The organism is Enterobacter nematophilus (assembly GCF_026344075.1).
In the GTDB taxonomy this organism is placed as follows: domain Bacteria; phylum Pseudomonadota; class Gammaproteobacteria; order Enterobacterales; family Enterobacteriaceae; genus Enterobacter; species Enterobacter nematophilus.
Genome location: NZ_JAPKNE010000003.1, coordinates 430444 through 444353, shown reverse-complemented (window position 1 = coordinate 444353; position 13910 = coordinate 430444). Strand labels below are relative to the sequence as shown.

General features: G+C 50.4%; 11 protein-coding genes. 1 reads left to right on the top strand and 10 read right to left on the bottom strand.

Annotation, left to right across the window (positions count from 1 at the left end; translation table 11 throughout):
* Nucleotides 1–23 precede the first annotated feature (23 nt).
* The 5 genes from OSH03_RS11810 to OSH03_RS11790 form a co-directional block, all read right to left on the bottom strand.
* A complete protein-coding gene (locus OSH03_RS11810; RefSeq protein ID WP_266179132.1) occupies nt 24–653 on the bottom strand; it encodes a helix-turn-helix domain-containing protein in 630 nt (209 codons plus the stop codon).
* A gap of 309 nt (nt 654–962) precedes the next feature.
* The gene (locus tag OSH03_RS11805) at nt 963–1592 is read right to left on the bottom strand and encodes a response regulator transcription factor (RefSeq protein ID WP_266179131.1); all 630 of its coding nucleotides are present in this window, start codon (nt 1590–1592) and stop codon (nt 963–965) included.
* A 99-nt stretch (nt 1593–1691) separates the two neighbouring features.
* Nucleotides 1692–2951 carry an FKBP-type peptidyl-prolyl cis-trans isomerase gene (locus OSH03_RS11800; protein ID WP_266179130.1) on the bottom strand — a complete coding sequence of 420 codons (1260 nt, stop codon included), beginning with the start codon at nt 2949–2951 and terminating at the stop codon, nt 1692–1694.
* Nucleotides 2948–3748 (bottom strand): tetratricopeptide repeat protein, encoded by an 801-nt coding sequence (locus OSH03_RS11795; RefSeq protein WP_266179129.1) that lies wholly within the window; start codon nt 3746–3748, stop codon nt 2948–2950. Before OSH03_RS11795 ends, OSH03_RS11800 begins: the two co-directional genes overlap by 4 nt.
* Nucleotides 3745–4128 (bottom strand): hypothetical protein, encoded by a 384-nt coding sequence (locus tag OSH03_RS11790; protein ID WP_266179128.1) that lies wholly within the window; start codon nt 4126–4128, stop codon nt 3745–3747. The genes OSH03_RS11795 and OSH03_RS11790 overlap by 4 nt, the downstream gene beginning before the upstream one ends.
* Nucleotides 4129–4580: 452 nt before the next feature.
* Between OSH03_RS11790 and OSH03_RS11785 the strand changes: the two genes are divergently transcribed.
* Entirely contained in the window at nt 4581–5282 is a 702-nt protein-coding gene (locus OSH03_RS11785; protein ID WP_253543238.1) for a response regulator, read from the top strand.
* On the opposite strand, the gene OSH03_RS11780 is transcribed toward OSH03_RS11785, so the two are convergent.
* The 5 genes from OSH03_RS11780 to OSH03_RS11760 all read right to left on the bottom strand — a co-directional run bounded on the left by OSH03_RS11780 (nt 5251) and on the right by OSH03_RS11760 (nt 13888).
* Complete coding sequence (locus OSH03_RS11780) at nt 5251–7557, bottom strand: ATP-binding protein (protein WP_266179127.1); 2307 nt, start codon at nt 7555–7557, stop codon at nt 5251–5253. The two genes, OSH03_RS11785 and OSH03_RS11780, sit on opposite strands and share 32 nt — an antisense overlap.
* 98 nt (nt 7558–7655) lie before the next feature.
* Nucleotides 7656–9950, bottom strand: coding sequence for an ATP-binding protein (locus tag OSH03_RS11775; protein ID WP_266179126.1), 2295 nt, complete (start codon nt 9948–9950; stop codon nt 7656–7658).
* Nucleotides 9951–10112: 162 nt separating this feature from the next.
* Nucleotides 10113–10823, bottom strand: a complete 711-nt coding sequence (locus OSH03_RS11770) for a response regulator (protein WP_266179125.1) — start codon at nt 10821–10823, stop codon at nt 10113–10115.
* A gap of 71 nt (nt 10824–10894) precedes the next feature.
* Nucleotides 10895–13195 (bottom strand): CS1-pili formation C-terminal domain-containing protein, encoded by a 2301-nt coding sequence (locus OSH03_RS11765; protein WP_266179124.1) that lies wholly within the window; start codon nt 13193–13195, stop codon nt 10895–10897.
* A 210-nt stretch (nt 13196–13405) separates the two neighbouring features.
* Nucleotides 13406–13888 (bottom strand): CS1 type fimbrial major subunit, encoded by a 483-nt coding sequence (locus tag OSH03_RS11760; RefSeq protein WP_266179123.1) that lies wholly within the window; start codon nt 13886–13888, stop codon nt 13406–13408.
* Between the last annotated feature and the right edge of the window lie 22 nt (nt 13889–13910).

Genomic DNA, 13910 nt, shown 5'->3' with positions numbered 1-13910 from the left:
GCTTTTCTGTTTAATTTTAAATTTTAAAACGACTCCGGTAAATTTCCAACCTCCATTAAATACCCGCCGCGCTTAAATGCGATATATTGACCTTGCTTAAGCGCCGATAATACGTTGAGAATACTGCTGCGTGAAAGAAGCGTGCGGTCCTGAATATATTCCAGAATGCTGGTTCGCATACGCGCCTCTTCGGGCAATAATATCATCTCCTGCAGATAGCTACGAATCACGGAATAGGTACGTTGCTGCACGACCTGCGCATCACGATAGATGAGATACGCCGTATGATATGACAGCAAGGCCGCAACATCTTCCCAGACGCCCTGCTCGCGAAATAGCGCAGCTGCTTCATCTGCATCAGCACGTAAAATGATGGACTCTCTTTCCGCACGTAATATATGACCCTGTGTCGGCTGGATCATCTCGGCAATGCCGAACAGATGAGGCTCAAAAACGGTCACCAGGAGCAGGCCATCAGATGCCCGCAGCAAAGAAAGCTCACCCTCCTGAAAAAGATACATTTGCTGGTGGCCTTTGTGTTTCCAGGTGATCCGCTTACGCGGCACGAGCTTCACCTTTTCTGCGATCGGCTCAAGGATGGCCGTCAGACGCTCAATGGATTGCTCAGGCCGAACGGGAGGTAAAATATTCATGACACCACCTTTTAGCGTTGGGTAATGGCCAGTATAGTCTACAACGGTCAATGCTCAGACAAGTATAAGGGGAGAAGTGATATCAGATGGAAAAGCATGAGTAAAAAGAAATTTTGTTTATTTTTGAATTTCACCTTCAGAAAAGAGGTAAATGTAAGGGATATCTGCCGCGAGTCAGTGCATTACTGAGATAAACTGGCTAGACTGTTGTCGCGCACGTAGTTTCCCAACCTAAATTTTTCAGAGTCGCTTTTACATTCCTTGCCAGTATTATCCAGGCCGCACTCCTCCCGGCTTTGTCAAAATTGACTACAACTCATTTATCTTCAGCTCAAAAATATCGCGATTGTTCTTCAGATCGAGCTTACGCATTGCTTGCCTTTTCTGAGAGCTAATCGTTTTAACGCTGCGGTTTAAACACTCGGCTATTTGCGTTACGCTCAGACCCTTTTGTAGATATTTCATAACGGTCTTCTCTTTTACCGACAAACGATTACTTACAAATGGAATATTATCTTGCATAACTATATTGCATTTGCTGTTATTATTTGACTCATTATTAAGCATTCTTCGGACACGGTGAAGTAAAATGAGAAAATTTTCTGCCGGTAACGTTTTACAGAAATACCCTGCAATCATTGGAGAACATTGCTCAGCGATTTTTTGATGTGAAACACTATCCCCCATCAAAACCAGTGCTGAGTCAGTCAGCTGTAGAGATAACTGCTCAACCAGTTCAAGAATATTGCTTTCACCGTCTGGCAGCGAACAATCTAACAGAAGTATATCTGCCGGCCCTAAGCTCAACGAGAAAAATAACTCCTCGCGGGTTCGGCACATATCTAACACTTCCAGTAAAGGTTCCGAATCAATTAGCTGTTTCACGCCGTTATGAAAAATAGGGTGATCATCAAGAATAATGATATTTTTGACCATCATAATTACCTTATTTTAGTCTATCCTTACATTAAAAAACGCCATTACGAGAGGTATGGCTCAGCGAAATTATTTATAGTAATGGCTGTTCCTGCCAGAGCTTCACATAGCACTGATGATTTTTATTTTTAATACCAGGGTTGCACCAGGCGGAATTAGAGGCTGAGCTCCCGCCTCGCCAAAGGCCTGCTCTGGCGGCAGAATGATTTCGAGTTCGCTGCCAACGTTACTCTGGCTTATAATTTTGCTCACTGCCGGAAGCAATGTATCGATTTTAAGTTGCTGAATTTCATTCAGCTCACCGCTGTTATCAAATACGGTGCCATCGGCTAATTTCCCTGTAATAAGCATTTCAGCTGTGCTGTCAGCGCTAAGTTTTGCTCCCTCCCCTTTTTTAATGACGAAGTAATAGGCGCCATCCATCTCTTTCATTCCTGGACGATTTTGTGTCTTTTTAATCAGCTCTTCACCGAGCTTCTTCTGCTGACTGGCCGTCTGTATTTGCTGCTGCTGTTGTTCGGCCACTTTTTCATTAAGCTGGCGGTCAAGATCGCTTACCAGTTCGGCAATTTCATCTTTTGGTAACGCGATACGTTGGCCGAAAGCATCTTTCAGACCGGCAAGCACCATCGGGCGATCGGGTTCAATACCCACCTCCTGCTGCGAACGTAAAACGCGTACTATATCGCTGGCAAACGCCACGCCGTTGGCATAGGAAATTTTTTGTTCGCGGGTCTGAGGCTTAACAGCCTGCTGTTTTTCGGTCAAAACGTTGTTTTCAGCCTTCAGCGCTTCGATTTGTTGCGACATCGCGAGAAGGCTGTCCTCTTTTTCCTTCAGCCGATCGGCAAACGCAGACTGGGTTATTGCGCGGGAATCCTCCAGCATTTGATGGGCGGCAACTTTTGCGCGTAACTCCGCCAGCTCCCGATCGGAATTGTCGTGCTGCGCTTGTGCTTCGGCCAGCGCTCGCTGTAGCGCATCCAGCTTCTCGCGCTGAGCCGTCATTGCATCCCTGTCAACCTCTGATGAGCTCAGCTTATTTTGCAAAGATTGAACTTCCCCTGCGTGCTTATCCAGCGTCTCTTTGTAGAGGCGCTGCTGTTCTGAAAGTGATTTTTCCAGCGCCTGCACGCGCTGATTCTCCTTCGCCTGTCCGGTTGTTGCGGGTCGCAGAGAAGGCGTTCGGGCAACCGGAGGCTTAATCCACGGTTGCTTTTTCTCCGTATCATCAAACAGTGAATAAGGAATGGTATTATCCGAGTTGTAGCCTGTCAGCGCGGGCTCAGCTGCATTAATCCGTGGGGCCAATACCAGCGCAGCAATGCAGAAACTGAGTCTGGTCAATCTCATGTTTGTCATTCTGCGCTCCATGATGTTGAGTTATTTACAAGAAGTTGCTCTGCCAGTTGACGGGCTTTTAACGCTTTCCCCTGCCGCGACGCTTCTGCATACATACGTAACTTCATTTTTTCCGCTGTTCGTTTCAGGCGCTCATCGCGGCTGTTATTGACTGCCGCGTTGTACCAGGCAAAAGCCAGCTCTGGCTGTGCAGAGACCCCTTCTCCGGCCTGGTACGCCCCCGCCAGATTAAACTGCGCAAGGGCGTTGCCTTGCTTTGCCGACTTGCTGTACCAGGTGAATGCCTGGCGCACATCTTTTTTTACGCCTGCCCCCTGGGTATACGCGGCGCCCACATCATTTTGTGCCTGTGCATCGCCCTGCTGAGCTGCCATGAGTAGCCACTTAAACGCCTTCTCAGGATGAACGTTCAATAAACCTGAACGATAATGACGGGCCAGTAATTGTTGGGCACTGATGTTTCCCTGTTCAGCGGAGGCTTCTAACCACCGTCGACCCTCAGCGGGTTGCTGTTCCAGAAGGAGCCTGCCAAGTAGAAATTGGGCTTCCGCCTGATTTTTCTCTGCCGCAGCACGCAGCAACGGTTCGGCTAAAGCATCCTTTCCGGCAGAAAACAGCCAGGCCCCGCTACGTTGCTGAGACAGCACATCGCCACGCCCGGCCTGTTCATGAACAGCCGCCACCTGCTGATTAAATTCATTGAGCAGTGCAGGTTGAGGTGTTTTTTCACGCTCAACAGGGTATGAGTTGCAGCCAGTCAGGAAAAGCATACCCAGCATCGCTGTTACGCTTTTCATGGGTTAATCCCCTCGTCTGCTTGCGACACGATAGATTGATACAAGGCGATATGAATTGCCTGGCATTCCCGCGCGAGCTGAGCCTGAAATATGCTATCTACTACGCTCTTTATGTCTTCCTGAACTTTATCCCGCGTCAGCAAATACTGGGCACTGTTATTTAACAACACCGTTAATGTTCCGTTATGCTTTTCAAAACGTGCCGCATCGTATTGTTTCAGGGCTGCCAACTCATCCTGACAGCGTTGCAGTGGCTTTGCGTCCTCAGCGGCCTGTGTTAAGGTGGTTGATGGGGTACCTGAATGACCGGCGCAGCCAGCCAGCATCAGTACGCCACAGGCGAACATGAGTCGTCTGGAGTCAGCAGTTAAAAGCGTCATATTAACTTCCGTATATTGGGGCTGATTTTATTTGCTGAATATTTCGAAATGCGTTCCGACTCTGTCAGCTTTCAATTAATACAGTGCACACAGAAATTTCGCTTAAATCGTTTAGCTTCAGCAAATAGAGATAATTTATTTTCTAACTTTAATAATATATGTTTTTAGTTAGTGAATGTGCCGATGCAAATCATATGAAAAAGCTCACTATTATCGGAACAAGAGCACTCTCAAAACCTGTACAAGACAAACAGGTGGACATGCTTTTTGTTACAAAGCAGAACAGTTCACGGGCCGTGCGGAAGAATGAAATCGCTGCCTTATGATTTAGCATACGCCATCTGGCTGAAGGGCTTCATTTTGACCTGCAAAAAAAGGGACTCCGAACGATCTTTATTCAGAAAATACCTTATACTTGTATCCATTTGTCAGAGTAAACAGAGTGATTTGAGATGAAGGATTTCGCAAAAAAAAATATCTCCATTACCTTGCTGGACGATCACTTTTTAGTCTTACGTGGATTACGCGATGTGTTAACCGAAAATCCAGCATTCAACGTAACGGGCACGTTCACCACAAGCGACGAGTTTTTCAGTCATCTAAAATCCACACCTTGCCATGTTGCAATCGTGGACTATGAGCTGGCTCCATCGGATGTGGATGGGTTAAATCTCATCAAAACCCTTCACCGCCGCCATCCCAATATCGCCATTTTGGTAGTATCTGCACACTACAATCCTGCCACAGTCGCGCTTTCTCTTCGCAGCGGAGCAAAGGGATTTATCGGTAAAAACCGTCCATTTGAGGAGCTGAGTAAAGCGATAACCGAGTTGACGGCCGGGCGAATCTACCTTGAACCTGAAATGACCCAACGTCTTGCCGAACAGCAGCACCACGGAGAAGTGCTCATCAATGGCAACCTGAGCACCGACAATATTAAGCACGCGGTGTCGTTAAAAATGCTCTCGCCCAAGGAGCAGGAGGTCATTCGCTGCTTCCTGACCGGTATGACGGTTACCGACATTGCCGAAAAATTTTCCCGAAGCCTTAAAACGGTCAGTGGTCAGAAGCAAAGTGCAATGCGTAAGCTGGGCCTGAAAGCTGACCATGAGCTGTTTATCATTAAAGATGAGTTGCTGAAAGGTGGCGCTTAAGCTGTTCAATCCAGCGCTCGCCCTCCGTCACTGAAGGAATATTATCCTCGCGCATTTGTTGCTCAAATGCCGCGGCGCACTCAGCCAGCGCATGTTGAGCATAGACCTTAGCTGCGCCGTGTAACCGATGAATGTGATGTAGCATCCAGCGAGCATCCTGCTGTTTTAGCGCCTCGGCGAAGCCCGCGATGTCCTGTAAAAGCCAGGAGGCAACCTCACCCTCCGGCCTTACATTTATAACCTCTGTCGACATGGTGCCAGCCGTCTGGCACCAGCGCATGAGCATTGAAGACAGACACGAGAGCCGCAAAGGTTTGGTCAGCAAGGCCTGCATACCACTGTCCAGACATTTCTGCTGATGCGCTGAGCCACTCAGCGCAGAAATTGCCACAATCGGCGTTCTCTCAAGACCCTGAGCGCTTTCAAAGGCACGTATCCGCCGCGCGACTTCATAACCATCGATATCCGGAAGGTTGCAGTCAAGCAAGATGACATCGTAATAATTTTCCTCAGCAAGCAACGCCAAAGCTTCCATGCCCTCTCCGGCAATATCATAGTGACAGTTGAGCGCCCCCAGCTGTGCTGCCATCATCGCCTGGTTAGCGGGGTGATCTTCTACAATCAGAACGCTGGTGCCTTTCACGAATTCTTGTACGGTGGGAGATTCGCTAACATCTTCAACGGATACGTCACAGAAAATAACCGGCAGTTCAACGATAAAAGTCGCACCTTCTCCCGGTCTGCTGGTGCAACTTAATCGCCCCCCCGCTAATTTCACCAGTTCTTTGCAGATATACAATCCCAGGCCGCTGCCGCTGTACGAGCGCGCGGCTGAAGTATCTGCCTGCGTCCAGGCGTCAAAGAGCGTCAGCTGGGCCTCAAGCGGAATGCCAATGCCCGTGTCGCAGACGGTAAAACGTAATCCTTCCGTATTGTCATAAGGTTCTGCAAAGACGAGGAGCGTGACGCTGCCTGCTTCGGTGAATTTAATGGCGTTCGACAATAAGTTACTTATTACCTGACGCAAGCGATGTGCATCACCCACTATCCACTGCCGCTCAAGCGTCGTATCCAGCGTCACATTCAGCAATAATCTCTTTTGAGCTGCCAGGGGACGATGCACTGCCGCCAGATCGTCTACCAGTTTTTTCAGTGAAAAGCCTTGCCTGCTCAGGACAAGCTGACTGTGCGACAGCTTGCTATGGTCGAGAATGTCGTTCAGCAAGTTCATTAAATGCGTTGATGAGCTGTGCGCAAGGGCGAGATACTCATTGCGCTGTGAAGGGGTGCCGGGCAGCCGTAGTAGCTCCAGGGCCGCAATCATCGCATTCATCGGGGTGCGGATTTCATGGCTCATCACTGCCAGAAACTGACTCATGCGCGCCTCGCTGGCGACAGCACGCTTGCGGTGCCATAGCGCGCGCCACAGCGCCCATGCGAGACCGAGCAGAAGCAGAGCAATGAGCGAAAGTTCCAGCTGGTAAAGGCCGAAAATCATGCCTGCAGTCATCTTTCCAATTTTGAGATCGCCAATCCACTGGCTGAACATGGCGTCTGTTCGGCTTGCTGGCATCTCGCCCAGCGCTTTATCGATAATGGTTTTCAGCAAAGGCAATTCGGGCAGCGTCCCCATGTGCAGGCCCGCCACTAGCGAGGGGAGTTGTCCGGAGACCACCAGCTTACTGCCCAAACTGCGGTAAAGCAGCGGACGAATGATGAGATCGGCACCGATGGCAACATCGGCTTCCCCTTCCCTTACGCTTCGCAACAGAGCAGGCATATCCTCCTGAGGAAAAAGATGAATCTCAGGATGGAAGCGGCGTAGCCAGCGCTCATAGTCACTGTCCTTACGAACCGCTACCCGTTTACCGCGCAGATGCTCAAGAGTACGTAAATTACTGGCATCATCTCGTGCGATCATCAGTGCATTCGTGGTGATCCAGCGCTGGCTGAAAAGCCATTTTGCACGTTCTGTGTCTGTCATCAGGGACGGTGCGAGATTGGTAACCAGCGCGGCCTTCCGGGGCTCTTCGGCCAGCTTAAAACGCAGCCCGGTCATCTTCTCTATCTGGTCGAGATACGCGCGGCTCAGGCCGAAGTGCCTGCCCCGATCGCTATAATCAAGCGGCCACTCCTGCTGCACGCTATAGCTAATCACGGGGTTTGCCACCATCCAGGCATGCTCTTCCTCACTGAACAGCGATGTGGCCCGAGCGCTGGTACTCAGGAGGGACAACGCCATTACAATTAATAAAGTTGCAATACGGGAGGGCATAACCATTTTCTCACTTTGCTACCACGGATGTTCGTGTAAATGAGTAGCAATTGAACAGAAAATGTTCTCCCCCTAACTACGAGAGCACTCTTAAATCATTAGTCTTTAACAGGATTTAGGGGCGTACAAAGCGCCCATAATTGCTGACGCCACTGTTCAGGACGCCACTGCTCAGGGGGCAATTCGGCTCGCAAACTTTTTTCAATTGATTCAGCATATTCCGCCAGAGCGTGCAGCTGGTACATCAGCGCCACGCCTTTTATACGATGAATATGGTGTATCATATGACGGCTTTGCTGCCGCTCGCTTGCCGCATAAAAATCCTGCACATCCTCCTGCAATGACTGCCAGACATCTTCCGAGAGCTGGAGGGGTATTTCATCTCTCACCGCTCTTATATCAGCTGGCTGAAACCACTTTTGTAACTGAGCGGCGAGTTCACCTAACCGGATCGGTTTTGTCAGTACCGCATCCATCCCGCTTTCACGGCAGCGGGCGAGATGGTTGGCAGACTGCAGAGCAGAAATGGCGATAATGATTGATGGGTCACGCTGCTGCTGCTGTTCTAACAGCCTGACTTTTCGCGACACGGCATATCCGTCCATTCCCGGAAGCCCGCAATCCAGCAGAATGACATCGTAATAATTCTCTTCCTCTAACAGCGCAAGTGCACTTTCTCCGTCTTCAGCCAGCTCGTAATGGCAAGCTAAAAGAGTAAGCTGCTCAGCCAGTAATTGTCTGTTCGCAAAATGATCTTCCACCACAAGCACTGCACACTTTCCGGCGAAATCGGGTAATGCCTGCAAATGAGAGCTACTGCCCCCCTCAACGGCTGAAACTGTCTGCAGTGGCAGGGTTATTGTTACCGTTGTGCCTTTTCCTGGAGCGCTTTCTAACTGAATCGTACCCTGCATCTGTGTCACCAGGGAGCGGCTGATGTATAAGCCAAGACCGCTGCCACCCGCCTGAGGCTCTCCCTGTTGCCACGCCTGCATCAACTTTTTCTGCAGCGCTGGCGGAACGCCTGTTCCACTATCCTCGACGCAAATACGGAGCTGCTGTTCTTCATCACTGACTCGCAACTTTACGCTGCCGCTGTGAGTAAATTTGATGGCATTAGAAATGATATTATTGACTACCTGCCGCAGACGATGCGGATCGGAAAGGATCCATTGGAACGGTTCGCTACGGACATCCTCAAAGATTAGCGATAATCCTTTACGCTCGGCGGCAGGCCGCTGGCTGTCGATAACGGCCTCCAGAAGCGCGCCAGGATCAACAGGCTCAAGGGCAAGCGCCAGACGATTCTGGTTGATTTTCTCATGGTCGAGTACGCTGTTCAGCAGTTCCATTAGTTCCTGCGAAGATGCATAGGCGAGGTCGGCATACTTCTGACGCTTATCGCCACTGCTTTGCTGTAACAACTCCAGCGAAGCAATAATGGCATTCATCGGCGTACGCACTTCATGACTCATTACGGCGAGGAACTGGCTTTTGTACTGCTCGCTTCGGATAGCACGACGTCGTGAAACCCAGGCGAACCGCATGGCAATAAGTAACAGCACGATCAGGACACCAATCACTATCAACGGGTACCGATATTGCCATAACACAAAAAGCAAAGTCGGCGTTCCGATATCCACCACGCTGACCCAATGCGCAAATAAACGTTCAGCATCACGCGCGGTGATATTCGCCATGACGCTGTTGAGAATGTCCCGCAGTTCAGGATAAGCAGGGTCAATGCCCATATTCACGCCGCTGACCATTTCCGGAATCTGCGCTACGATGCCGAGATGATTGATATAGTGGCGCTGCAAAATGGGCAACACCACCAAACCTGAAGCAATAGCGGCCACGTTCTCACCCGACTGAACAGATTTTAATGCGCTAACCACATTGGGTTTGACGCTTAGCCGTATGCCAGGATAGTGCTGCCGGATCCACTGTGCGTATTGACCGTCAGCCGCGACGGCTATCCTTTTGCCCTGCATCTGGCTGAGCGTGCGCACCTGAACCTGATCTTTTGTGGACACGATAATGGGCATGGTATTAATCCATGGAAAGGTCAGAAGCCACCGCTTACGCTGTTCATCGCTCAGTAAATTGGCAGTAACAGCGCTGTCCATCATTGGCTTTTGCTCGCCGGTTTGCCCGGGAGGAACATAGATAAAGGTGATGCCGGTGCGCCGCGTGACTTCATCCAGCACTTCCCGGCTTAGCCCGGTATGCTTACCGTCACGCACGGATTCCTGAGGCCAGAGGTTTTTGACGGTGTAGAACACGCGCGGATGGGCATCGATCCAGGCTTGCTGCTGGGATGAAAATTGCTGTTTCGCCATGCACGGTAAGGATACCGCTACCAGCACAATCAGGAACCACCAACGTAGCATTCGCTATCCTTCACAGACCTGGACGTCATCCCCTACTGTATAGAATTTTAAGCAAGTAAAGTAGAGCGAGTAAAAGAATTGCCGGATTTGCGTTTATTTAAGGCCAGCAACAGCCTGCAAAAGGCAACGCTAATGAACAGTTTTTCTGTTTATTGTAGCGACTTATGGCAAGGGCACACTGGAGCCATTTAGCGCGTTATGATGTTGCAAAAAGCTCCGATCCGAACTGAAACCCAGTTTGCGCATTGCCGTCTGCTTCTGACCACTGATGGTTTTTATGCTGCGTTTAAACTTATCGGCGATTTCTGAAACGCTCATACCGTCGATGAAGCATTGAATCACCTCCTGCTCTCGCGGTGACAAAAGTGAAAAGTCCAGCGACGGCTGTTTAGCACTGTTACCAAAAGGCGGCAGGTGTTGCGTGAGCTCGGTATTGAACAGCTGGGTCAATTCCAGCGCCATCTCAGGCATAAGATGAATTTGTCCGCTCGCGACATTGCCGACTGCACGGGCTAACTCCTCCGTATGCATGCTTTTACTGATAAATCCTTTGGCGCCTGCATGCAAAGCCAGCAGCACGGTAGCGCTGTTGTAAATGGCAGAAATGACAAGGATTGCCAGCGTCGGATACTGCGTCTGGAGTAAACGCAGCAGGCTGATGCCATCCATATCGTCGGGTGCGAGGGCAAAATCCATCACCAGAACGTCTGCGTCTAAGCTTGCCAGCTCTGCCAATAAGTCACTGCTATGAACATAGCGGCCAACGACCTGGAAGTCATTCGGCTTCTTCAGTAGTGCGTACATGCCATGAAGGGTGATCGCCTGGTCATCAATAATGACGATTCGGGTACGATTGAGGGGATTATTACCCATGGTGACTGGTTCCTTTTATTAATGAATTTTAATCCCCAGGTCACGTTACTGGCCCGGGGATTAAATGCATATCAGCTTTTTGTATTACGTTTGCAGCTAAAATCGCCAATCATTAGCGTATCGTTCTCACGTTTATAATCCTTGAGGTCGAATTTAACCGTGCAGAGCTCTATGTCGCGAGCATGAACGACCACTTCAGGCGTGTGTTCGTGCATATCCATGATGAAAAAGCCGTCATTCTCTGTGATACCCTGACCGGCATGATTAACCAGTTTCGCGCCGGAGAGCGGCGTCCCGTTGTGATCCAGTACGCGACCAATTAACGTTAGCGTTTTCATCACGCGTACTTTGCTGTGCGCGACGCCACCTTTATTCAGGTGATAAGGCAGTTCCGCGGGCCAAATTTTCAGCGGCGGCGCATCGCGACCGTCGAAATCAATTTGCAGCTGGCCCGGTTTATATGCCGTGGTCGGAATAAAGTTACGTCCGGCTCGCAGCGTACTGCTACCTCCCTGGCTGTCCCGCGTTTTCAGGCGCACATAAGGATCGTCACTCTCCACATCAACGATAATGCCGGTTTTATTACCATACGCATCCGGGCTATGGCTCACGGAAACCTTCCCTCCCCCCACGGCCAGGGTATTGTTCATGTTAAGGCCGCCGCTGAAAGCCTGTCCTTGCGAAGAATGATTGGCGTACGCGGTGCCGCTGGCGTAGAGACCTTCAAATCGGGTGTAAAGATTGGTGCTGACGCCGAACTTATCGCCGGTGACGCCTGCGCTCACGTCTTTAAACACGCTCTCTTCAAAACTCTGGCTGACGCTGGCCGACGCAAACAGATCGCGCCCGCCTTTGTTGTCGTTACGACTCCCTAAACTGGCGCTGACGCTCCGGTTTTCGCCGCCCAATGCCAATGAGAGGTTAAGGCTGGCGCCACGATTACGCTTCTGAGCACCTTGCATGTAGGGACGGTCGTAGGCGTTCAGACTTAACGTGACCGGCGTATCTTTTATTTTCATGCGCATACGCCAGGTCGCATCCACACCGACGCCATTCTCGCGACTGTAATGCGTGCCGCGCAGCGAAAGTGAATCGCCATTGCCGAGCCGCTGATTGATTGTTGCGCTGCTATTTTGCTGACGACCAGGTGAATTACGGCTGTTACTTTCCTGATACCAGCTCTGATTGTGGTTAAACATCAGGCTTGTTTGCTGGCCCAGCCTCCAGTTTAATTGCGTGTCGTAGCGCGATCCCCAACGATCGCTGCTTCCTGCGCTGCCGTATAATTGAATATTTTCCGCGGCCTGCACATCCGCAGATACGCCATATTGCTTGCCCTCTGCAGCATGTTGTGCAGCGGCGCCCAGGACCACTTTTGGGTGCGCCATATAATTGACGCTGGCCCCAAGAGCGGGCTCGCCTTCATTATTTTTATAGCGGCTATTGCCGAGCTGCTGCTCCATGCCGGCATACGCTGAGTATTGCCAGCGCTTATTTGGATTGCGCCAGTTCGACGGCTTATAAATAGTTTCAGTGCTGCGACTAATCTCTTTACCCGCTTCAACAATGCGCACTTCTACATCATAAATGCCGCCAGGCAGAACGGTGGTGTCGAGCTGCTGTAATCCTGGTGCAACCGGCTGACTATTAATCAGAACGCCGTCGCGAAAAATTTCAGCGACAGAGTCCCGATTCGCCGTAACCATGACCGGGTAAAGGCTGGACTGCCCGGTTTGGATCAACAGCGTGTCGGATGATGCCAGCATGGCCCCCGCCACCGTTTGTACGCTGCTGCCACCCGGCATGTTCGGCTGGCGCAAAATACCCTGGCTATCCGGCTGGAACAGACCCGCTCGTAAGACACGATCCGGGTATTCCCGCTGAACAAACAATGAGCTCACACGTGCTTCCGTTTGGCTGTTTTCGATATCGCTCCGGCTCAGCTGACCCGCGGCAATCCCCGTCCAGTTACCGAGGCTGCTTTCCAGGTTCAGGTTCTGTGAACCCGACCACGGCTGCTGTTCACCACCGATTAAATTCAGCTGATTACGCAAAATCAGCCCGCTGCTGCCACCTTCCGGCAGCGCAACATGGCGTTGCTCGCCTTGTACCGCGAGAGCCTCCGTTGTGGCAATCGATAGCGTGGTATTTACAAGGTTATAGTAAAGACTGACTAACCCCTGCGGGCACTGCTTATCACAGCTTCCCAGAGAAACTGGCTTACTCAGCGCCTGCGCCCAGCGGCTGCGTGTGGCTGGTGGAAACTGACTCTCGTTTGACTGGATGAAGTTAATGAGCTGTACCGTTTTCTCCTTCGATAACAAAATCATGGCGTCACCCAGGTATTGACCATCGAGTTCAATACGTGTCATCAAAGGGGCATTAAAGAAATGAGAGCTAAAATCTTCAGGCAGATTTTCTGTCTGAGAAATCAAGTCTTCCATTGGCAACGCCGCGGCCTGCAGAGACATCAGCGTAAATGCGATAACCGCTGCGAGGCGAGTTTTTGAAGATAACGTCATGAGTTTGTCCGCTAAAAAAGGACGCCTGCGCGTCCTTTAATGTGTCAGGAAGGTAACGGATTAAGGCAATTCAAAATCAAACATCATTTTGACTGCACCGTTATAGTCACCCGGCACATAAGTTGGCGTGCCGGTTGGTGTAACGTTTAACGGCAGTGACTGCGTCGTATTTGTGGTGGCGTTGATAATTTCAACCGCGTTTGTTGCTCCCACCGGCAGAGCAAGGTTGTTAATTGAAACCGTCAGCGGGATCGTCTGGTTGCCATCTGATAAGAGGGCAGCGGAATCCAGATGCGCGGTAATTTTGCCAACGTTATTTTTGGCCAGCAGGGTGGTGCTCACATCCTCCAGCTTTTCGTTTACGTTGTCCCATGCCATTGTTTGTGTCGTGGTACCAAAGGCGGGATCCTGAAACTCAACAAAATATTGTTGAGCAGGAATGTTAGCCTCTAGCTGAAACTGCAGTTCCGTTTGGTCATCTGCGATCGCGGCGGAGCTGGTGGCGAGCAGTGCAGCGAAAATAGTTTTATTTGAATATTTCATTTAAATATCTCATGTTAAATTA